This is a genomic window from Streptomyces sp. NPDC020362 (genome assembly GCF_040642095.1).
GTDB lineage: Bacteria > Actinomycetota > Actinomycetes > Streptomycetales > Streptomycetaceae > Streptomyces.
Genome location: NZ_JBFAET010000002.1, coordinates 135,317 through 156,487 on the forward strand (window position 1 = coordinate 135,317; position 21,171 = coordinate 156,487).

The 21,171-nt window shown below is 67.7% G+C and carries 16 protein-coding genes; 5 read left to right on the top strand and 11 right to left on the bottom strand.

All coding sequences use genetic code 11. The annotated features are described in order from the left end of the window. Positions 1–3: 3 nt before the first annotated feature. The 6 genes from AB0H32_RS01890 to AB0H32_RS01915 all read right to left on the bottom strand — a co-directional run bounded on the left by AB0H32_RS01890 (position 4) and on the right by AB0H32_RS01915 (position 7,309). Positions 4–1,887 (bottom strand): amidohydrolase, encoded by a 1,884-nt coding sequence (locus tag AB0H32_RS01890; RefSeq protein WP_361112633.1) that lies wholly within the window; start codon positions 1,885–1,887, stop codon positions 4–6. A 373-nt stretch (positions 1,888–2,260) separates the two neighbouring features. After that, positions 2,261–2,671, bottom strand: a complete 411-nt coding sequence (locus AB0H32_RS01895; RefSeq protein ID WP_361112636.1) for a hypothetical protein — start codon at positions 2,669–2,671, stop codon at positions 2,261–2,263. A 581-nt stretch (positions 2,672–3,252) separates the two neighbouring features. Continuing rightward, a complete protein-coding gene (locus AB0H32_RS01900) occupies positions 3,253–3,462 on the bottom strand; it encodes a hypothetical protein (protein ID WP_361112639.1) in 210 nt (69 codons plus the stop codon). 371 nt (positions 3,463–3,833) lie between these two features. Beyond that, complete coding sequence (locus AB0H32_RS01905; protein ID WP_361112733.1) at positions 3,834–4,169, bottom strand: DUF2000 domain-containing protein; 336 nt, start codon at positions 4,167–4,169, stop codon at positions 3,834–3,836. Positions 4,170–4,277: 108 nt separating this feature from the next. Continuing rightward, the gene (locus AB0H32_RS01910) at positions 4,278–4,676 is read right to left on the bottom strand and encodes a hypothetical protein (RefSeq protein WP_361112642.1); all 399 of its coding nucleotides are present in this window, start codon (positions 4,674–4,676) and stop codon (positions 4,278–4,280) included. Between the two features lie 380 nt (positions 4,677–5,056). Further along, positions 5,057–7,309, bottom strand: a complete 2,253-nt coding sequence (locus AB0H32_RS01915; RefSeq protein ID WP_361112645.1) for a hypothetical protein — start codon at positions 7,307–7,309, stop codon at positions 5,057–5,059. A gap of 365 nt (positions 7,310–7,674) precedes the next feature. Between AB0H32_RS01915 and AB0H32_RS01920 the strand changes: the two genes are divergently transcribed. Further along, on the top strand, positions 7,675–7,779 hold the full coding sequence (locus AB0H32_RS01920; protein WP_361112648.1) for a glutamine synthetase: 105 nt from the start codon (positions 7,675–7,677) through the stop codon (positions 7,777–7,779). Positions 7,780–8,024: 245 nt separating this feature from the next. Here the strand turns inward: AB0H32_RS01920 and AB0H32_RS01925 are convergent, their stop codons facing one another. Next, positions 8,025–8,264: a hypothetical protein gene (locus tag AB0H32_RS01925; protein WP_361112651.1), complete on the bottom strand. Its 240-nt coding sequence runs from the start codon at positions 8,262–8,264 to the stop codon at positions 8,025–8,027. Between the two features lie 508 nt (positions 8,265–8,772). Here AB0H32_RS01925 and AB0H32_RS01930 point away from each other — a divergent pair. The 3 genes from AB0H32_RS01930 to AB0H32_RS01940 are packed head-to-tail and all read left to right on the top strand — an operon-like array spanning position 8,773 to position 13,294. Beyond that, a complete protein-coding gene (locus tag AB0H32_RS01930; protein ID WP_361112736.1) occupies positions 8,773–9,600 on the top strand; it encodes an FAD binding domain-containing protein in 828 nt (275 codons plus the stop codon). Next, positions 9,597–12,314 (top strand): molybdopterin cofactor-binding domain-containing protein, encoded by a 2,718-nt coding sequence (locus tag AB0H32_RS01935; RefSeq protein ID WP_361112654.1) that lies wholly within the window; start codon positions 9,597–9,599, stop codon positions 12,312–12,314. Before AB0H32_RS01930 ends, AB0H32_RS01935 begins: the two co-directional genes overlap by 4 nt. A 5-nt stretch (positions 12,315–12,319) precedes the next feature. Continuing rightward, positions 12,320–13,294 carry an antibiotic biosynthesis monooxygenase gene (locus tag AB0H32_RS01940; protein ID WP_361112657.1) on the top strand — a complete coding sequence of 325 codons (975 nt, stop codon included), beginning with the start codon at positions 12,320–12,322 and terminating at the stop codon, positions 13,292–13,294. A gap of 19 nt (positions 13,295–13,313) precedes the next feature. On the opposite strand, the gene AB0H32_RS01945 is transcribed toward AB0H32_RS01940, so the two are convergent. The 3 genes from AB0H32_RS01945 to AB0H32_RS01955 are packed head-to-tail and all read right to left on the bottom strand — an operon-like array spanning position 13,314 to position 16,616. Further along, on the bottom strand, positions 13,314–14,333 hold the full coding sequence (locus AB0H32_RS01945; protein WP_361112660.1) for a TolB-like translocation protein: 1,020 nt from the start codon (positions 14,331–14,333) through the stop codon (positions 13,314–13,316). Beyond that, the gene (locus tag AB0H32_RS01950) at positions 14,330–15,727 is read right to left on the bottom strand and encodes an MFS transporter (RefSeq protein ID WP_361112663.1); all 1,398 of its coding nucleotides are present in this window, start codon (positions 15,725–15,727) and stop codon (positions 14,330–14,332) included. The genes AB0H32_RS01945 and AB0H32_RS01950 overlap by 4 nt, the downstream gene beginning before the upstream one ends. A 1-nt stretch (position 15,728) precedes the next feature. Beyond that, positions 15,729–16,616: an alkaline phosphatase family protein gene (locus AB0H32_RS01955; RefSeq protein WP_361112666.1), complete on the bottom strand. Its 888-nt coding sequence runs from the start codon at positions 16,614–16,616 to the stop codon at positions 15,729–15,731. 693 nt (positions 16,617–17,309) lie between these two features. On the opposite strand from AB0H32_RS01955, the gene AB0H32_RS01960 reads away from it, so the two are divergent. Then, complete coding sequence (locus AB0H32_RS01960; protein WP_361112668.1) at positions 17,310–20,312, top strand: bifunctional [glutamine synthetase] adenylyltransferase/[glutamine synthetase]-adenylyl-L-tyrosine phosphorylase; 3,003 nt, start codon at positions 17,310–17,312, stop codon at positions 20,310–20,312. On the opposite strand, the gene AB0H32_RS01965 is transcribed toward AB0H32_RS01960, so the two are convergent. After that, positions 20,294–21,166, bottom strand: a complete 873-nt coding sequence (locus AB0H32_RS01965) for a phosphatase PAP2 family protein (protein WP_361112671.1) — start codon at positions 21,164–21,166, stop codon at positions 20,294–20,296. The genes AB0H32_RS01960 and AB0H32_RS01965 overlap by 19 nt on opposite strands. Positions 21,167–21,171: the final 5 nt, after the last annotated feature.

Consider the following 21,171-nt stretch of genomic DNA (forward strand, 5'->3'; position numbering starts at 1 on the left):
TCGCTAGCTTTCGGCATCGTAGACCACTGCGCCGCCAGCCACTGTGAGTTGCACACGTGCATCTGAAATGGGTGCCGCATGGTCCGTGACGAACCCTGGGGCGAAAATATCGGTGTCCAGTAGAACAAGGTCGGCGCGGCTTCCCACCGCAATGCGGCCGCCCTGGTCGTCGTGATTGACGTACGCAGAACCAGCAGTGAATGCGTCTAGGGCATCATCTAGGCTTATGCGTTGTTCAGGTAAAAATGGGGAGTGGTCACGGTCCTGGGGTGAGGTTCTGGTGACAGCCACCTCAAGTTGCTCGAGAGGGTCAGCTGTGGTCACTGCCCAGTCGCTCCCCATGGCCAGTCGAGTTCCTGACGCAAGCAACGCAGCAAACGGAAATTGCAGCCTAGCCCGCTCCGCTCCAAGAAAGGGGATTGTTAGATCATCTCTTTCGCTCGCGCTCTGCGCCCAGAACGTTTGACAATTGGCCACAACTTCCAATTCTTTGAAGCGTACGATATCGCCTGGCTGGACGACTTGTACGTGGGCGATGTGGTGACGTCGATCATTCCTGCCGTTGGAGGAGCGAGCGCGGGAAATCGCATCGAGACTTTCTCGTACGGCGCGATCTCCAATCGCGTGAAAATGGACCTGAAACCCTTGAGTATCGAGCTCAGTGACGGCATGAGTCAATAGGTCTCGGTCTAGATACGTGACGCCCCGTCGGCCACTATCACCACCACACCCGTCACAGTACGGCTCCAACAAAGCTCCAGTGAAGTTCTCTAGCACTCCATCCGTCATAATCTTCACTGACGTGGGGAAAAATCCCGAGCCCAAGTGCGCCATGGGCGAAGTCACGGCGAGCCCATGTTCCCTGCGCTCCAACAGTTCAGGGAGTTGTTCCATTTCCCGGTTCCTGTCCCACCATAGTGCGCCGACGACTCGGGCTGTCAATCGCCCTTGCATAGCGAGTGACTCGTAGGCGGTTTGGGTAGCGGGAGTAACCCAGGCGTCCTGCCAACCTGTGACACCGAGAGAGTGCAGGTAACGCTGAGCATTCAGAATTGCTGCTTCCCACTCCTCTTGTTGTGGCTGTGGAACAAAGTAGTCGTTGACCCAGTATGCTGCGCCTTCCTGCAAGGTCCCCAATGGATCTCCGGTAACAGGGTCACGTTCGATGCGACCGTCGACAGGGTCCGGGGTGTTCTTCGTGATGCCGGCCACCTCAAGCGCCCGAGAGTTTAGCCATGCTCCGTGCAAATCTCCGTTGAATAGAAACACTGGCCGGTCAGGCACGACGATGTCCAAGTCCTCCTTCCGTGGACAACCATTGGGGAAGTGTTCTGCCACCCAACCACCGCCAACGATCCACGAATTTGTACGATGACGCTGGGCGTAGGTGGCGATCGCCTCAAGGTAGTCGGATCGCCCCTTCATGCCATGAAGAGAGAGACGTCGTCTATCAAGACCCGCGAAGGGTGCGTGCACGTGACTGTCTTGGAAGCCCGGGACAACCAGCCCTCCAGCTGACTCAATTACCCGCGTATGAGGTCCGATCAGGTCACGGATGCTGGAAAAATCGCGTCCAATTGCGGCAATTCTTCCTCCGCGGACAGCTACTGCTCTAGCCCAGTGTCCCCGACCTAGGCGGACGCGAGCTCCAGTCAGAACACAATCTGCGGTCGCCCTGCGCATGCGCCCTCCAAGAGCGTTGGGTCCCTTATCGTGGCGTGTATAAGACCAATGGCACTCGCAGTGAAGCTTGACGCTCCCTCCGCCCTCTGTGTTGCAAAAAGCCTCTCCCCTGCCGTACATGTACGTCGATCGACTGGCAACGTCAAGCCAATTAAAGGTGGTGTAGGCGCCCCTTGCGTCCGATTGCACCTGACCTGTCGTCATCCGCTTGAACGATGGCTTCAGCTGTCGCGGCCCGGTCGTGACCTGCTGCGTCACCCGCAAGTTGGAGATGACCGTCGACTACCCGTCGGGCGCGGCGCGGGGCTTCTACCCGGGGACGCTTCTGGCACGAGCGAAGACGTGCGAATCCCAGCTGCTGCGAGCAATCCCGGTAACCACAGCGTACGAACCACGGTAGTCACCTGTCACAGGTGTGCCGACAGGCGCAGCAGCCCTGAGTGTTTAACTGCGTGACAACGCTGGCGGACGGCGGCGGACACCCGCGCACACCTACGGACCATCGCAGCAGGTGAGAGACACACCGGCCCAAGGTCGAGCACCTACCCAAGTTGCTTCGGGACGAAGAGGTCGTGAGCTATAGGCCGTCGCGCTCGATCAGTGAGCCATCAGGGCCCAGTGTGTAGAAGCGTGGCGGATCTATCGCTTCCACGGCCCTGCGCAGCTCCGCTTCCTTCTCCGCAGGATCAGGCCTGTGTGGCTCCCGCACATGGAATCCGTACAGCCCGATGGCGTCCGCGTCGACGTCATCGAGCTCGGGACGGCCCTCCTGGATGAAGCCGCAGAGCGCCCGCAGCGCGTCTTCGCCCAGATCCAACGGGTGAAAGGGCAGGGCGTAAGGCTCCTCCTCGCCAGGCCACGGGACGGTGTCGGCCGGGCGCTCTCCGGCCCAGTAGGGCAGCTCAAAGGGGAGTGGTTCGCCGATGTTCTCGATGATGCCGCTGTCCGGGGACAGGCCAGGGAGCGGACGAGGCGCCCGTCCTCCCATACGGCGAACGCCAGCCAGTCCACGACGCTGTGCATGGCATGCAGGACAAGCCGTCGGCCGGCACTCGCCACGACGAGGTGCTCCGGGAGCTGGGAGGGGGCGTCGATCATCACCCTCTGATCACCGATGACCTCCACGCCCGGCCAGCTGGCTGCGTACGCTGTTCCCTTCGGCGGGTAGACGCCGTCCCAGAGATTCGAGCCCTCGCACTCCTCGATCTCCCGGCCCGGGTAGAGCTGCCGCATCATGCTGGTCGTCCGAGCAAGGTCTGCCGCGTCCACATGGCGCAGCAGCTCCGGCACGTCGCCGTCGGCGTACACCAGCAGTCCTGTCTTGGCTCCCAAAGCCCATCCCCAGCGCGTTGCCCTTGATGGCGGACGCGCCATAGCCGCACGCACTGACAAAAGGAAGCGCCATGCCTTGCTGCCAAGTCGGGCCGCCTCTGGGACCTTTAACGATCAAGCCCCCTACCAGTGGAGACCCGCGGGTAGGGGGCTTGTTGCTGTGGTCGCCGATCGGCGGTCAGGCTGCCGGTCAGGCCATCAGCGATCACGCGATGAGGAAATCCCGCGATCTGGCGATCAGAAGGAGACAGTGACGCCTGCCTGGTGGTACTGGCCGATGGTGTCCTGGACCTCGTCCTTGACCGCGCCGAACTGAGCCACGAGGTCCGAGCTGCTGATCGCCGTGGGGCCGGCAGCGATGCCGGCCTGCGGGCTCAGGCCGCCGGAGACGTTGTCGAGCTCGGCGTCGGAGATTTCAAGGGTCTGAACCTGGGGAGCGGAGTTCATGATGAAACTGCCCTTCGTATGGATGTTCCACAAGGGGGAGCGGCCAAGCAGGGGACAGACGGTGGGCCGCGACCGCAGCCCACGCCATCCGTTTCCGGACACCTTGGCGCGATCCCGGCGGCGCGAAGGATCAAATCACGGAGCGTGCCCGGCATCCAGTCGGTCGCTGCTCCCAGCAAGGCAGTTGAAACACTCGGCTACTCATCCGTGCATGCATGCACACCAATTGAGGGCAGCTTCTCTACATGTAGCGCCGCACAGGAACCCGACAGCTATTGCCACGGCTGCTCCCACAGGGAAAATTCCGCATCAACAGATCGCACCTGTGACGCAGTTGCACCTTCGCTGTGCAGATTCAGTTGCAGATTCAGTCATGTATGCCTCCGTGCGATCTTCAGCACCTTGTCCACCGCGCTCCGCGGCCTGCAAACCGACAGCCCCACCAGGTCCCGTTCCTCCGTCGGCACGGCCCGGACGGCGGCGCGGCTTTCGCGGTCGTTGCCGGTAGCGAAGAAGTCTGAGGTGAAGACGGCACGAGGCAGGGCGCGGGCCAGGACCCGGCCGCGGGCCGCGGTGAGGGTCTCCTTGGTGCCCTCGAAGACGAGGACCGGCTGCCGGAACATCGGGAGGCACGGCACGCCGTCGGCGTCCGCGTACGGCTCGCCGATCACCTCGGCCGACCGCCTGGAACTGGCAGCACTCTTCAGAGAGGCGGCGCAGAACGAGACACGACTCGACAGGCGGGCTTCCACGATGGACCTGCCGGACAGCTTCGGCCTCGAAGAAGAGAGACCAGACCTAGAGGACGGTCCGTCTCAGTCTCCAGGGCTGTCGGATTCGTCTGCGGCACGCATCGCGCGCTCGGCAGCGAGCCATGAGATGTCCGATTCACCGATCTTCGCGAGCGTTGTTGCTGCGAGGTGGTGGGCACGGGCCGTTACTGCCCGGCAATCGCTACGATCCTCGAAGCGCCGTGCGGCTCGCTCCTCCAGCTCTTGCGCGGTCTGCAGGAGCGCGGGAAGCGCGGCGATGACGCTGCCGAGCCGCCCCCTCTGGTAGTCGTTCCATGCCTGCTCCACACGAACGGCCACGGGCACGGGTGTGGGAAGCTGCACCTCCGCCTCGGGACCGAAGGGCAGGCGAGACAGCCGGCGTGGGCTCATGAGCGCGTCGCGCACGGCCGGAACGTCGTCCTGCTGCTTCTCGTCCTTCATTAGCACGGTCTGACCGAGCAGGTCTCCGAGAGGCACACGCAGGATGCGCGACAGCTCCGCCTGACGACCAGCCAGGGGCGGGCCCGGACACTCTGTCCGGGGCACTGCTTGTTTCTAGGTTGATGCCGAAGGATCAGCAGACCGTTCCACGTCAACACGCAGTGCCACCTCTGTCCTGTCAACGGTTTCATTCTTCCTGTGCGTTTCGCGGCCGAACGGCACGGGCGGATATGTAGGAACTAGCGGACCCACCAGCCGTCCTATCGTGGGCAGCAGGTACACGATTACGGGGTACTCTTCCCGGCCATGACTCCAGGATCATAGGGCTCATCGCGCCTGAATCCGGGCCTGGAATTTAAGAACTCCCAAGCAGTGTCACTTCACACCGGGGTCGGGACTGGATAGGGCTTGACTGCAAGGCCGTGTGATGTCCTGAAGTCTGAAATTGTCACCCAGGCCAGCCTGGGATTGACGGAAAATTCGGAGCGGACCTGGGCCAGCCGGGAGAGACAGCCGTCGCCGGATCCGTCGGAAAGGTGCTCGAGTGCCTCCCGCTCCAGGGATCTGTTGAATATCCCGACCAGTGTGGAGCAGAAGTACATGTAGGCGGCTGTCTCCAAGCGGAGGCGGTTCAGTTCTTCGTGGGCGGACCGCGCGAAATCAGGATCACCTGCTGATGAGGTGATTCCTCCGGTAAGGCGGTCCATGTCGCGTAGCAAGGACTCTTTTGTTAGTGTTGGCGAATCGTGTAGAACCTCGTGGAGGTTGCAGATGAACACCCCTACGTCCGGCTCATAGTCGATTCGCTGCGCGGCGACTTCCACCGCGTGGATCTTCCGCTTCAGGTCTGTCTTCACCATGGCCCGGGTGAGCGCCTCTAGGGTGCGACTGGAGTTCTGCTCTCCTCTCGCAAGTGAGACTAGTTCACGCGCCGCCCGGATGAGATCTCGTGGCAGCCCTCCGGATATAACGTGGCAGAGGTAAAGGAAAGCCTCAGGCATACCGATGACGCGGCGGCGCATTAGAGTTCGCGACATGGACAACTCGGCCGGATGTAGGTCCACCACCGTATCCAAGGAAGAGTCAAACGCATCACGAACGGGCAGCCCACGCCGTTCGAAGGAGCTCATTGCGTTGTTCGAGATGGATATCAGATAGAAGCAGTCTTCGCGCCCAAAGATTCCCTTAATATCATTGATGAACTGATATACCTGATCATCCGAGTCGATCTTGTCGAGTTCATCGATCCCGATAAATATTTTCCTGCTCGTTGCCAATTTTCTAAGGAAATCATTCAACCGCGCCACGATTTCCGGATACCCCATGGGTTTCTCAGTCATCGTCGTATTTGCTGAAATGCCTGCCTCTAGTCCCACTGGGATTTTTACTCCCGCAGACCAGGAACGTGAGACCGACTGCTGGTAGGCCAGCCCACGTAGGAGAGCAGAAGCCTCAGCTGCGTCTTTACCATAGGTCGTCTCGATTTCAGTGAACTCACCCGGTCCGCGCCGATACTTGCTGCGATAAGTCACCCAAAAAAGCGAACCGACGCAGGAGGCAAATATCAAAATTATCGCCGGAGCGAAGTTGGCCCTCAGTTTCCATCCGCTCAGAGTGCTGATCAACAGGAAGATTCCCCAGACACATGCGAACGAGAGGACTGTCAGGATGGCAAGATCGAGGAGTTTGTATCTCGGATTATCCTCATCCTCGTCGCGATGACCAGTCACCGAAAGGACTTCATCGGGCGCGATCGCGCTACATACTCTGGAAAACAGCAACAGCACAAATTCCCGGGCGTCATATTTGACCGGAGCCGGGATGAGAATGCGAACCGACGCCTGCTCGGCTATGCTCTCCGAGGGCGGAGCGTGTTCCTTTGAGCAGAAGTGCCGCAGCAGCGTAGTCTTCCCAACACCGCGTGGGCCCGATATTCCAATACTCCCGCCAGGCATCGTAGAGATCAACTGATCGATCTCCTCAGCGGCTGGCATGGCGATGAGGAACTGTGGGTCTTCGAGTTCAGCCAGGCCTTTGGGATTGCTGATGTCGAGAGTCAGTGAATATGACGGCTTCCGACGGTTGATCTCCTCACGAACAAGTCCGGCAACTGCCCGCCCCCGGAGTGCTGATCGCCATTCTGACCATGCGGCGTCTAGATTACCCTGGAGTACCGATTGCTCGGGGGTCGGCATGTTCTCGCGCTTCCGGCGGCGGAGCTTATTGCGAATGGATGGTATTACGCCGGCGATCGCGGCAACGAAGATTATAACCGCAAAGATTTTCCCGACAACTCCCCCCTGGGTTCCAATAGCGAGAGAGAGTGCGGTTACAGAGAATGCGGCCATGACGGACCAAGCAACGACTCCAGAGATCTTTACCAGCTTCTTCCACCTGACATCCTTGACGGATCTTTGGCGCATGTGCTCGAGGCGTTGGTCGATCTCCTTCAGGCGGCTGAACTCGGCAGAGTAAGCCGCTTCCAGATCTCCCTTTCGCTTCCCTATTTCCCTTTTCAGTTCTTCGGCCGAAACTCCGGCCTCGCTCATCCCTGATCGAATTTCTGACTCAGTAAGGACATCGGAGATCGCCTTTTCGATCTCGTCCTGCTGAACTCTTTCCCAATCCATCACGCCTCACCCGTGACCTGACGGCGGCACTCTACGGATACTTCCAGCCTGGCCCCGATCAGGAAGTCCCGCCACTGCACCACTGGTAGTAGTGCTAATAGAAGGAGCTGAGCTGTCGGAGGTGATGAGGCAGTAGGCGAGTTTGAGGAACGCTTCGTGGATGTCGGCCCAACGCTCCCGGCCTACACGCAGCCGTCGGAGCTGTGGAGCCATGCGGAGAGCCCCGACTTCCTGTCGCAGGGACGTTCCTGGGGCCAGGGCTGGGCCGTCTGTGGGCCGTCTGAGGGCGGCCTGAGGTGACCAACGACGACCAACGACGACCGCTTGGCCGCTGGCCAACGCCGCGTCGACATCGATCGTGTGAGGTCGTGTCTGGGCCGCACCACTTCCTGCGCAACAAGCGCGCCGAGTGGCACGAGTACCGCTCCGAGGTCACCGCGTTCGAGCTGCGGAAGAACCTGCCGGTGCTGTAGGGGCAGGCCGGGCCGGGGCGGGCTGTTCGCCCTGGCCACGACAAGGCGGCCCGCTCCTCGGGGCGAGCCGCCGGGCCGGGCCGCACTCCGTGTGGAGATCCTGAAGGGGGCCGCCGCTCTCGCCTGGACGCCTCGCCCGTGCGCATCCTCTCGCCCGTGCGCATCCCGAGGTCCCGAGCACCCCGGCGGCAGCGGCCTCGCCGAGGACGGCAGAGCGCGTCGGCCGACGGAACCGCCGAACCGTCCTAGCCGCGTGCGTGGTGCACGTGGGGGCGGTTGTCGCAGGCGTCGTCCACCGAGCTGCCGGTCCACGGCGCGGCCAGTGGGACGACCGCGAGCGCCTCCTTGCAGAGGTAGGCGCCGGTGAGGTGCCGGCCGGCGACGTTGACGTGGCCGACCGGGTCGCCGCCGCTGCCGGCGTGGGCCGGGGTGGCGAGCGCGAGACCGGTCAGGGTGAGCGCGGCGAGTGCGCTGATCTTCTTCATAGCCGGGTCAACGAGGCCGGATCGGCCCAGGTCACGCCACTGCATCCGACACAGGGCCGACGACCGTGCACCCTCGGCCCCCTCAGCGGGCCGGCTCGCCGACGCACGTCGGGTTGCCCTCGCTGTCCCCGGATCCGGGCGGCGCGTCGCCACGGGCGGCCTTGCTCGCACAGTTCCCGTCGGTCTCCGCACCGGTCCCCGCTGTGCCCCCTCCATCCCTCCGCTCGGCGCAGATCCCCGGGCGGCATCGCCGCCGCGCCGGTGCCGGTGCCGGGCCGGTGTCGCGGCCCCGGCACGCGTTCCCCTCAGGCCGTCCTCGGCGTGCTGCGATACGCTTGACAAGAATGTTTCGAGCCCGCCGGTCCTTCCTCGAACGGTCCGACCGCAGCGGCCGGAATCCCGTCGGCATTCGGTAGTCGCGCCGGGTATGCCGGGCCGAATGCCCGCGAGCAAAAATGCACGTGCCCGGTGCCACGCGCTGGTTGAGCGGGTTCGGGGGTCGGTTCCCATGGACCTCAACACGATTGCCGAAGTCGTCCGGCTGCCGTCCGATCAGCCGGGAGCGGACTGGCACGAAGGCGATGCCTGGCTCGCGGGCGGGACTTGGCTGTTCTCCACGGAGCAGCCCGATCTGCGTCGGCTGATCGACCTGACAGGCTTGCGCTGGAATTCTCTCGCCGTGAGGGACGACGGCCTCGAAATCGGCGCCACCTGCACGGTCCGCGAGCTGTACGCCTTTGCACCGCCGACCGAATGGGTCGCGGGAATCCTCTTCCGCAAGAGCTGCGAGGCGTTCCTGTCCTCGTTCAAGGTGTGGAACGCGGCGACCGTGGGCGGAAACATCTGTATGTCCCTGCCTGCCGGCCCGATGATCACGCTGACGGTCGCACTGGAGGCGCAGTACGAACTGTGGGCCTCCGACGGCTCCGTGCGCAGGGTCGACGCCCTCGACTTCGTGACGGGCGACCACCGGAACATCCTCGCGCCCGGAGAGATTCTGCGGCGCATCACCGTTCCGGCCCGCGCGCTGAGGAAACGTACCGCGCACCGCCGGTTCACGCTGACCCGTCTCGGCCGTTCGACGGTGTTCCTCGTCGGTACCCAAAGGCCGGGAAGGAACGACCTGCTGCTCACCCTCACCGCCGGCACCACCCGGCCGGTGCGCCTCGCCTTCGACTCCATGCCCGAGGCCCGGACGCTGCGGCAGAGCATCGACGCCATGCCCGCCGACATCTGGTTCGCCGACCCCAACGGAACCCCCGGCCACCGTCGCCACCTGACGCAGCATTTCGCCGAAGAGATTCGTCGCGAACTATTGGCTGGGGACCCGGCATGACCTATCTCGTGAACGGCAGGACATTCACCGAAGAACCGCGCCCCGGCCAGTGCCTGCGCACCTTCCTGCGCGAGCTCGGCCATTTCGGCGTCAAGAAAGGGTGCGACGCGGGCGATTGCGGCGCCTGCACGGTGTGGCTGGACGGCGAGCCGGTGCACAGCTGCATCACGCCCGCGTTCCGCGCGGACGGGCACGAGGTGACCACGATCGAGGGCCTCGGGGCACCGGGCGACCTGCATCCCGTGCAGCGGCAGTTCCGCGATGCCCCCGGGTTCCAGTGCGGGTTCTGCACCGCAGGGATGATCATGACGTCGGCGACGCTCACCGAGGAGCAGAAGGCCGACCTGCCAAGGGCGTTGAAGGGGAACCTCTGCCGCTGCACCGGCTACCGGGCCGTCGAGGACGCCGTGCACGGCGTCACCGGCGTGGAGACGGCCGCACCGGGAAAGGCGGTCGGGACGAGCGTCGGCGCGCCGGCAGCCGAGGACGTGGTCACCGGCCGGGCCGAGTTCACGATGGACACCCGTGTCGACGGCATGCTGCACCTCAAGGTGCTGCACTCACCCCACGCGCACGCCCGGATCGTCTCGATCGACAGGAGCGCCGCCCTCGAGGTGCCCGGCGTGCACCGCGTCTACACCTGGGAGGACGTGCCGAACAAGCGCTTCACCACCGCGATCCACACCGATCACCTGGTCGATCCGGACGACACCTTCGTCCTCGACCGCACGGTCCGCTTCGTCGGCCAGCGCGTCGCCGCGGTACTGGCCGACACGGTCGGGGCGGCGGAGGAGGGCTGCCGGAGGCTCGCCGTCGTGTACGAGACGATGCCCGCGGTGTTCGACCCCGAGGAGGCCATGGCCGAGGGGGCACCACAACTGCACGGCTCGGACGATCCGTTCGTCCGCGATCCCGTCCGCAACGTCCTGCTGGAGATCCATTCGCACATCGGCGACGTGGACGCCGGATTCGCCGCGGCCGACGTGATCCACGAAGGGACGTACTTCTCCCCACGCGTGCAGCACGCGCACCTGGAGACCCATGGCGCGATCGCCTGGATGCAGGACGGCCGGCTGAACGTCCGCACCAGTTCGCAGTCGCCGTCGATCGCGAAGGTCAAACTCGAGTACCTCTTCGCGCTGCGCCCGGACCAGGTCCGCGTGTTCTGCAAGCGCGTCGGCGGCGGTTTCGGCGGCAAACAGGAGGTGATCGCCGAGGATCTGGTGGCGCTCGCCACCCTGGACACCGGCCGGCCCGTCTGCTTCGAGTACACCCGCGAGGAGGAGTTCACCACGGCGTCCCCGCGGCATCCGATGAAGCTGACGGTCAGGCTCGGCGCGAAGTCGGACGGAACCCTCACCGCCTTCCACGTCCGCAATGTGTCGAACACCGGCGCCTACGGCAACCACGGCGGCGAAACGCTGTACGCGGGCGGCGCCGCCGTCATGATCTACCGCTGCCCCAACAAGAAGTACGACGCGTACTCCGTCTACACGAACACCGTTCCCAGCGGGGCGCTGCGCGGCTACGGGATGACGCAGCCGGCCTTCGCCGTGGAGTCGGCGATGGACGAGCTGGCCCGCGCCCTGCACATCGACCCGCTCGAACTGCGCCGGCGCAACATCGTGCGGCCGGGCGATCCACTGGTCGCCCTGCACGACGGCCCCGACGACGTGATCTTCAGCGAGGACGGGCTCGGCACGTGCATCGACCTGGTGGGCGCCGCCCTGGCCCGTAGGGCCGATCAGCCGCCTCCCGGCCCCGGGTGGCTGGTCGGGACCGGCGTCGCGAGTTCCCTGCACGAGACCGCGCCCCCGACCGAGCACATCTCGGAGGCCTGGGTCACCCTCGGCGACGACCTCGTCTACGAGCTGGCCGTCGGAACGGTGGAGTTCGGGGAAGGCACCTCGACCGCCCACGTCCAGATCGCGGCCAACCAGCTGGGCACCACGCCGACGCGGATCCGCCTGGTGCAGTCCGACACCGACCGCACGGGGTTCGACACCGGCGCCTTCGCCAGCGCGGGTCTCTTCGTGGCGGGCAACGCGGTACTGCGGGCCGCCAATGCCGTGCGCGACCGCATTCTGGAATTCGCCGCCGCGTACACCGGCGTCCATCTCGTGATGTGCTCGATGGACGACGACGGTGTCGTCTGCGGGGACCGGCGCGTGTCGCTGGCCGAGCTGGTGGCACTGGCCCGGGCGCGCGGAATCCGGTTCACCGCCGCCCGCAAGGCCTACGGATCGCCCCGCAGCGTCGTCTCCAACACGCAGGGCTTCCGCATCGCCGTCCACCGGATGACGGGTGAGATACGCATTCTCCACAGCGTCCAGGCGACCGATGCGGCGGTGGTCATCAATCCCGCGCAGGTCCGGGGACAGGTGGAAGGCGGTGTGGCCCAGGGAATCGGTTTCGCGCTGACGGAGCACCATCATGTCGACGAGAACGGCGTCATGACCAACCCCAACTTCCGCAACTACCGCATCCCCACCTACGCCGACGTCCCCCGTACCGAGCTGCTCCTGGTGGAATCGGGGGATTCGGTGGGGCCCATGCGGGCGAAGGGGATGGCGGAATGCTGCATCAACCCGGTCGCCCCCGCCCTGGCGAACGCACTCCACGACGCGACGGGCGTCCGCTGCCGTGCGCTGCCGCTGACTCCGGAGAGAATTTACAGCCGGATCCACGAGAAGCAGTCGGTGTCGGCGGGCTGAGCGACATGAACACCGGGAACCCCGTAGCCGCCGCGGCAACGGCGATCATCGGCCAGCAGGTCCGGCCAGGGCTGGAGCGGGAGTACGAGAGGTGGCAGGAGGACCTCAACACCGCCGCCGCGTACTACCCCGGGTTCCTCGGCGCGGAGACGTCCCCGCCGACGCCTTTGCAGGACGACTGGGTCGTCATCTACCGCTTCGACTCCGTTGCGCATCTGCAGGCGTGGATCAACAGCGCGACCAGGCAGACCTTTCTCGACACCGGCAGCAAGTACTTCGCGGGTCCGGCGACCCAGCAGGTGGTCAGCAGCGGCACACAGGCCCTGGATCCGCTGGTGACCGTCGTGGTCACCCATCGCGTCCCCCCGAACCAGGTCGACGACTTCCTCGACTGGCAGCACCGCATGAGCGAGGAGGAGAGCAAGTTCGAAGGATTTCGCGGAACGGAGCTCTTCCGCCCCATCGAGGGCCTTCAGGAGGAATGGACCACGCTGTACCGGTACGACAACGCCGAGCATCTCGATGCCTGGCTGACGTCGTCCCGGCGGCAGCAGGTTCTCGCCGAGGGCGAGAAGTTCAACGAATTCAGACTGCGCACGATCGACAACTCGTTCGGCAGCTGGTTCGCCTTCGAAGGCAACGGCAGGGAGGTGCCCCCGCCGCCCTCCGAGACCAGGACGGCCGTCGCCGTGTGGGTCGGCCTGTACCCGACCGTCGTGCTGCTGTCGCTCGCCCTGTCGCCGCTCAGGATGCCGATCTGGATCGGACTGCTCGTGGGCAACCTGCTGTCCAGTTTCCTCATGAGCTTTCTCACGATGCCGTACTACGTGAACCCGCTGCTCAGAAAGTGGTTGCGGCCGTCGGCCCACGAACCGGCGGCACGTACCAACCTCGTCGGCCTCGGCATCGTCGCCCTGGTGATGGTGTTCTGGGCCGCCGTGTTCTACCTCGTCACGGTCCGGATCTGGACGCTGCCCTGATCCGGGGCCGGGTCGTACGTCAGCCGAGGAACGCGGCGGACACCGCGGCCGGCAGGAGACGGTGCGGCGCGCCGGACCCGTTTGCCGGAACCGTGTACAGGTCGGCCCCGTAGTCGCCCGGCAGGGCGTAGACCAGCGTGCGGTCGTCGCGCCACACCACCTGGTCGTCGACACTCCGGGATTCGGCGAGCGGGGTCTCGCGCATCGTGCGCAGGTCGAGGACGTACAGGTGCCACGGGGCGTCCCTGGGCAGCCCAGCGACCCGCTTCTTGTAGCCGATGCGGGTGCCGTCGGGGGACAGGGAGGGGCACTCGACGTTCGTGTGCAGCGTGGTGACGGTGCGGGCGCGCAGGTCGCCCCGGACCAGGTAGGTCTTTCCCCCGGTCGCCAGCGTCGCGTAGAACGTGCGGTCGTCCGCGGCGAACGTCACGCCCCAGAAGTTGGTGTCCGCCGCCCGGTACGGGTGGCCGTCCCTGATGATCCGGAAGACCTCCAGGGACGGGATCAGCCCACCCGTGCGGGTGTCCACGATCGCCGTGCGCGTGGAGAAGTTCGTGCCTGCGTACGAGTCACCGCCCACGAACGCCGTCCAGGCGGCGAAGTGCCCGGTGGGGGAGACCCGGGCGCGGGAGGGGATGCCCGGGACGTCGTAACGGTCCCGGGTGCGCAGGAGGGCGTCGAGGATCAGGGCGCGGTAGGTGTCCGAGACCGGGCCGTGCACGGCCTGCAGGCACACCCCGGTGCCCGAGGCGGCGTAGAAGCGCAGGCACTTGACGCCCGAGGCGGTGCGCGGGCCGGCCGGACGGGACTCCGGGACCGTCGTCAGCTCGTCGCGGTGCGGGCCCCACGCCATGTTGCGGAACACCATGCGCCCGTGCCCGGTCAGCAGCACCGTGCCGGACGTGACCGCCGGACCGCCCGCCTGCACGTGATTGCGGCGCTCCGCCCGCACCGACGCGTGCAGCACGGACGCCACCCCGACGCCCGCCAGCGCGGCGACGGCCGAGAGCAGGATGAGGATGCGGGTGCGTACGGTCATGCGGGTACGGCACCTTTCGGGCGGACGACGACGGAGAAGAGCGCACAGACGACCAGTGCCCCCGCCGCCCCCGCCAGCGCCGCCCGGTCGCCCCACACCGTCCAGGCCGCGCCGAACAGCAGCGAGCAGGCGAAGCGGGCCAGCGCCTGCCCGGTCTGCACGACCGCCAGGCCGGACGAGCGCAGCGCCTCCGGCACACCCTGGGAGGCCGCCGCCATCAGCACGCCGTCGGTGGCCGCGTAGAAGCCGCCGTGCAGGGCCAGTACGAGGTACGGCAGGGCCGTGCCGTACCAGGAGGTGAGCAGGAGCGCGTAGGCGAGCAGCAGGGCGCCGTGACCGGCCAGGAAGACCGCCCACCGGCCCACCCGGTCCGCCAGCCGGCCGAGCGGCACCGCGAGCAGCAGGAAGGCGGCCGCCGTGCCGAGCGGCAGCAGCGCGAACCAGCGGCCGGGGACGCCCAGGCGGCGCTGCAGCAGCAGGTAGACGAAGGAGTCGCTGACCGTGGCCAGCCCCAGCAGCAGGGCACAGAGGGTGATGCGGCGCAGGTCGCGACGGCGAAGCAGCCCCACGGCGGCCCGCAGGGTGGGCCGCGCACCGCCGTCCTCGGCACCGCGCTGCGGGCTCCCGGGAACCTGCGGGCTCCCGGGAACCTGTGGGCTCCCGGGAACCTGTGGGCTCCCGGGAACCTGCGGGCTCCCGGGAACCTGTGGGCTCCCCGGAACCTGCGGGCCCCTCGCGACCTGTCGGCCCCCCGGTACGAAGAGCAGCAGCACCAGCACGCCGAGCACCGCCACGCAGAAGCTGACGATGAACACCGCGTCGTAGCCGTCCACGGTGGCCCGCAGGATCAGGAAGGCCGCCAGCGGCCCGAGCAGGGCGCCCGCGGTGTCCATCGCCCGGTGCACCCCGAAGGCGCGCCCCCGCATCTCGGGCGTGCTGGACAGCGAGATCAGCGCATCACGGGGAGCCGTACGCAGCCCCTTGCCGGTGCGGTCGGCCGCCAGGATCAGCCCGATCGGCGTCAGCGTCCGTGCCACCAGCAGCAGCGGCCTGCACAGCGCGGAGATGCCGTAGCCGAGCCCGGCCACCCACTTGTGCCGCCCGCCGCCCCGGTCGGCGAGATGCCCGCCGACCAGCCGTACGAGGGCCGAGAAACCGTTGTGGATCCCGTCGAGCAGCCCGAAGCCCAGCGGCGACAGACCGAGCCCCGTCACCAGGTACAGCGGCAGCACCGCCGTCACCATCTCCGACGACACGTCGGTGACCAGGCTGACCGTGCCGAGGGCGAGCACGGTGGGGGCGACCGCCGTCAGGCGCCGCCCGGCCACAGCAGGCCGGGCGGCGCCTTCCGCGGACACCGGCGCCTTGTTCGCGCGGCTGTCCGCTACGTACACGTCAGGACGCCCAGATTCCGCTGATGTCCGAGGCGGAGGCCGCGTTGCCCGCGTGCGTGGTCAGGCCCTGGGTGTCCTCCAGGGTGCGCAGCAGGTCGTAGTGGTTGTAGGTGGTGGTGCTGGACGATCCGGCCGTGACCGGCTGGCCGTACAGGACCGTCGGGATGCGGTTGCCGCTGAGCCGGTTGTCCTCGTCGAAGGTGAGGACGAGCAGGCTGTTGTGGGTCTTGGCCCAGGTGGCGTAGGCACCGAGGTTGTTCTGCAGCCAGGTGTCACCGGTGGACACCGAGCAGTCGTGCATGTCGCTGCACAGGTTCGGGACCACGAACGACAGCTGCGGCAGCGTCGAGTAGTCCGTCGGGAACTGGGCGAACGTCTTCGCGCTGGACGTGGGCACGTTGCTGAACCCGAACCACGGGTTGTGCTTGCGGGCGTACCTGCCGCTGCTGCACGTGGTGGAGCCCTGGCTGGGCAGGGTCTCGTTGTAGCTGGCCCAGCTGCGCCCGGCGGCGATCATCTCGGAGGCGAGATTCGGCGCGGACGAGAATCCGGGGGTGTAGCAGCTGTCGTCCGTGACGCCCTGGGTGGAGCCGGAGAAGAGGGCGAAGTAGTTCGGCTGGCTGGGGTGGGTGATGGCGAAGGACCGGGTGGGGCCGGCGCCGCCGGACTTGAGCGAGTTGATGTACGGGGCGCCGGAGGAGCCGATGACCTGGCTGTAGGCGTGGTTCTCGAAGACCACGACCACCACGTGGTCCGGGCTGGGGACGGCGCCCGCAGCGTGCGCGGACTCATCACCGAGCCCGGTCCACACGCCGAACGCGGCCGCCGCGAAGGCCGCGGCGGACGCCACGGCGGTGCGGGCACGGCTGTACACGGAACTGCCGGACACATCAACCTCCGAGTGGGGAAGAACGGGGCTGGCGGTGCGGACAGGGCATGCACATGCCAGCATTCCCGCGCCCCGCGTGGCTCAACCGGACGGATGAAGACCGGATGAACCACATCTGCCGCTGGGCCAGTTCACAGGCCGCCGCACGGAGCTTGTCCATGGCCCAGTCGCTGCAGCAGGGCGTTCCCGCGCCCGGCCGTCGCGGACGCGGCGGGACTCATGGCCGTGGTCGCGTACGGCGGGAAGGGGACGTGGCGGGTGGTGTCCGCCCGCAGCGGCCGGCGAAAACCGGGCGCCGCTCGACAGACAGCCCGCCGGACCGAGGACGGACACCACCATGCACGGCGCCGACCCACGGCGAGCCTTGGGCGCGACCCGCACCACGAAGCACCCCCACAGGCATTCCGTCCACGTACCGGCCCGTCCACGTACCGGCCCGTCCACGTACCGGCCCGTCCACGTACCGGCCCGTCCACGTACCGGCCCGTCCACGTACCGGCCCGTCCACGTACCGGCCCGACCACGCACCGGCCCGACCACGCACCCGTCGGCCACGCACCCCGTCGGCCACGTACCGGTCGGCCACGCACCCGCGCAGGCCCGGCGCCCGCACGCACCACCACGCCGGAGCCGCGGACGCCCGCTCCGGCTAGGCTCTGGCCAGGACGACCGAGACCGCAGGGGAGGCCGCGGATGACGCCGGGGCGCAGAAGCAGTACGTTCACGCGCCTGCTGCGGCACGGCTTCACCGCCCCGGCCGCGGCCGAGCGCCTCCTGGACAGCCCCGAGCTGTCCCCGGTCCGCGACGACCCGGTCCTCCTGGAGGCCCTGGGTGCCACCGCCGACCCCGACCTGGCCCTGCACGGCCTGGTCCGCCTCCTGGAGGCCCAGCCCGGCCCGACCGCCCACCGCGAGCTGCTGGACACCCTGACGGCCGCCAAGCCCCTGCGCGACCGTCTCCTCGGCGTCCTCGGCGCCTCCGCCGCCCTCGCCGACCACCTCGCCCGCCACCCGAGCGACTGGCAGGCCCTGGTCACCTACGAGCCCAGGGACCTCCACCCCGGTGTGGAGGAGTTCGAGGGGGGCCTGGCCGCGGCCACCGACCCCATCTCCCTGCGGGTGGCCTACCGCCGCTGCCTGCTGTCGATAGCGGCGCGTGACGTGTGCGGCACCACGGACGTCGCCGAGACCGCCGCCGAACTGGCCGACCTCGCCACCGCCACCCTGCGCGCCGCCCTCGCCCTCGCCGGCGCCGCGGCCCCCGGGGACGCCGCCGCCTGCCGCCTCGCGGTGATCGCGATGGGCAAGTGCGGCGGCCACGAGCTGAACTACGTCTCCGACGTGGACGTGATCTTCGTGGCGGAGGCGGCCGAGGACGCCGACGAGGCCAAGGCCCTCAGGTCCGCCACCAGGCTCGCCTCGCACATGATGCGGATCTGCTCGGAGACGACGGTCGAGGGCTCGATCTGGCCGGTCGACGCCAACCTGCGCCCCGAGGGCCGCAACGGCCCCCTGGTCCGCACCCTGAGCAGCCATGTCGCCTACTACCAGCGCTGGGCCAAGACCTGGGAGTTCCAGGCCCTGCTCAAGGCCCGCCCGGTCGCCGGCGACGCCGCGCTGGGCAGGGCCTACGTCGACGCGCTCGAACCCCTCGTGTGGAAGGCGGCCGAGCGCGAGAACTTCGTCGCCGACGTGCAGAAGATGCGCCGCAGGGTCGTGGAGAACATCCCCGCGGCCGAGGTCGAGCGCGAACTCAAACTGGGCCCGGGCGGCCTCAGGGACGTGGAGTTCGCCGTCCAGCTCCTGCAGCTGGTGCACGGCCGCACCGACCCCGCCCTGCGCAGCGGCACCACCCTCGACGCCCTCCAGGCGCTCGCCGCCGGCGGCTACGTGGGCCGCGAGGACGCCGCCCGCCTCGACGAGGCCTACCGCTTCCTGCGCTCGATGGAGCACCGCATCCAGCTCTACCGGCTGCGCCGCACCCATCTCGTCCCCGAGCCGGAGGCCGACCTCAGGCGCCTGGGCCGGTCCCTGGGCCTGCGCACCGACCCCGTGGCCGAGCTGCAGCGCGAGTGGAAGCGGCACACCGGTGTCGTACGCCGCCTGCACGAGAAGCTCTTCTACCGCCCGCTGCTCGACGCGGTCGCCCAGCTCGCCCCCGGCGAAGCGCGGCTGAGCGCCGAGGCGGCCCGGGAACGCCTGGTCGCCCTCGGCTACGCCGACCCGGCCGCGGCCCTGCGCCACCTGGAGGCCCTGGCCTCCGGCGTCACCCGCAAGGCGGCCATCCAGCGCACGCTCCTGCCCGTGCTGCTCGGCTGGTTCGCGGACTCCGCCGACCCGGACGCGGGCCTGCTCAACTTCCGCAAGGTCTCCGACGCGCTCGGCAAGACCCCCTGGTATCTCCGGCTGCTCAGGGACGAGGGCGCGGCGGCCGAGAACCTGGCCCGGGTCCTGTCGGCGGGCCGTCTCGCCCCGGACCTGCTCATGCGCGCCCCCGAGGCGGTGGCCCTGCTCGGCGACGGCGACGGAGGCGGCGGTCTCGGACTGCGCGAGCGCGCCCCGCTGGAGCAGGAGATCCTGGCCGCCGTGGGCCGCGCCGAGAACGCCGAGCAGGGCGTCACCGCGGCCCGTGGCGTGCGCCGCCGCGAGCTGTTCCGCACGGCCGCCACGGACATCGTCTCGTCCTACGGCACCGAGACCAGTGACGCCGAGCCCGACCAGGGCGCCCTGGTGGACCGGGTCGGCGCCGCGGTGTCAGACCTGACGGCCGCGACCCTGGCGGGCACCCTGCGGGCCGTCGTACGGGAGGGCTGGGGCGACACCCTGCCCACCCGGTTCACGATCATCGGGATGGGCCGCTTCGGCGGCCACGAGCTGGGCTACGGCTCCGACGCCGACGTGCTGTTCGTGCACGAGCCCCAGGACGGCGTGGACGAGCAGGAGGCGGCGGCAGCAGCGAACAAGGTCGTCGCCGAGATGCGCCGCCTGCTGCAGCTGCCCAGTGCCGACCCGCCGCTGCTCATCGACGCCGACCTGCGCCCCGAGGGCAAGTCGGGACCGTTGGTGCGCACCCTGAAGTCCTACGAGGCCTACTACCGCCGCTGGTCCCTGGTCTGGGAGTCGCAGGCGCTGTTGCGGGCCGAGCCGGTGGCCGGGGACGAGGACCTGGCCCGCCGCTTCACCGAGCTGATCGACCCGCTGCGCTACCCGGAGCACGGCCTCACCGACGAGGCGGCCCGGGAGATCCGCCGGCTCAAGGCCCGGATGGAGTCCGAGCGCCTGCCGCGCGGCGCCGACCCCAGGCTGCACACCAAGCTCGGCCCCGGCGGCCTGTCCGACGTCGAGTGGACCGTCCAGCTGCTCCAGCTGCGCCACGGCTGGCGCGAACCCGGCCTGCGCACCACCCGCACCCGTGCGGCCCTGGCCGCCGCGCACGCGGCCGGGCTGCTGTCCGGCGAGGAGACGGAGGTGCTGGACGAGGCCTGGGTGCTGGCCACCCGGGTGCGCAACGCGGTCATGCTGGTGCGCGGCCGGGCCGGGGACACCTTCCCCACCGAGCCGCGCGAGCTGGCAGCCGTCGGCCGCTATCTGGGCTACGGCGCCGGACACGCCGGGGACATGCTGGACGCCTACCGCCGTACGACACGCAGAGCCCGCACGGTCGTGGAGGAGCTGTTCTACGCGGCCGGGACCTGAGCCGCCGCGGCGGCCAGGGCCGAGGCCGGCGCGCGCGGCAGGGCGTGCGGCAGGCTGCCGTACCAGAGCCGGGCCACCGAGAAGCCGAAGCTCAGGCACAGGATGCCGCCGACCGCGTCCAGCCAGAAGTGGTTGGCCGTGGCAACGATCACCAGGAGGGTCGCCACCGGGTAGAGCAGCCCCAGCACCCGCACCCACGGCACCGACGCCAGCGCGAAGATCGTCAGCCCGCACCACAGCGACCAGCCGATGTGCATCGACGGCATCGCCGCGTACTGGTTGGACATGTGCTTCAGATCGCCAGAGGCCATCGAGCCCCAGGTGTGGTGCACCATGACCGTGTCCACGAAATGCCGGCCGTTCATCAGCCGGGGTGGTGCGAGCGGGAACAGGTAGTAACCGACCAGGGCCACGCCCGTGGTCGCGAACAGCACCAGCCGGGTTGCCGCATAGCGGCCGGGATGCCAGTGGTACAGCCACACCAGCACACCCAGTGTGATGATGAAGTGCAGGGTGGCGTAGTAGTAGTTCATCCCGACGATCAGCCAAGCAACCGAGTTCACGGCATGGTTGACCGACTCCTCGACCGCGACGCCCAGATGGTGCTCGAACCGCCAGACCCGGTCGGCGTTGCGCAGCGCCTCGGCCTTCTGCTCCGGTACGGCGTTGCGGATCAGCGAGTAGGTCCAGTAACTCACCGCGATCAGCAGGATCTCGAACCACAGCCGCGGCCTGCGCGGCCGCCGCAATCGGCCCAGGGAACGCCGGAAACCCTTTCTGTCCTCGCCCGTGACGGCCCGCGGAACGGCCACCTCCTCGCGACCTTCCGGATCTGTCACGGTCGAGTCACTCATAGGCA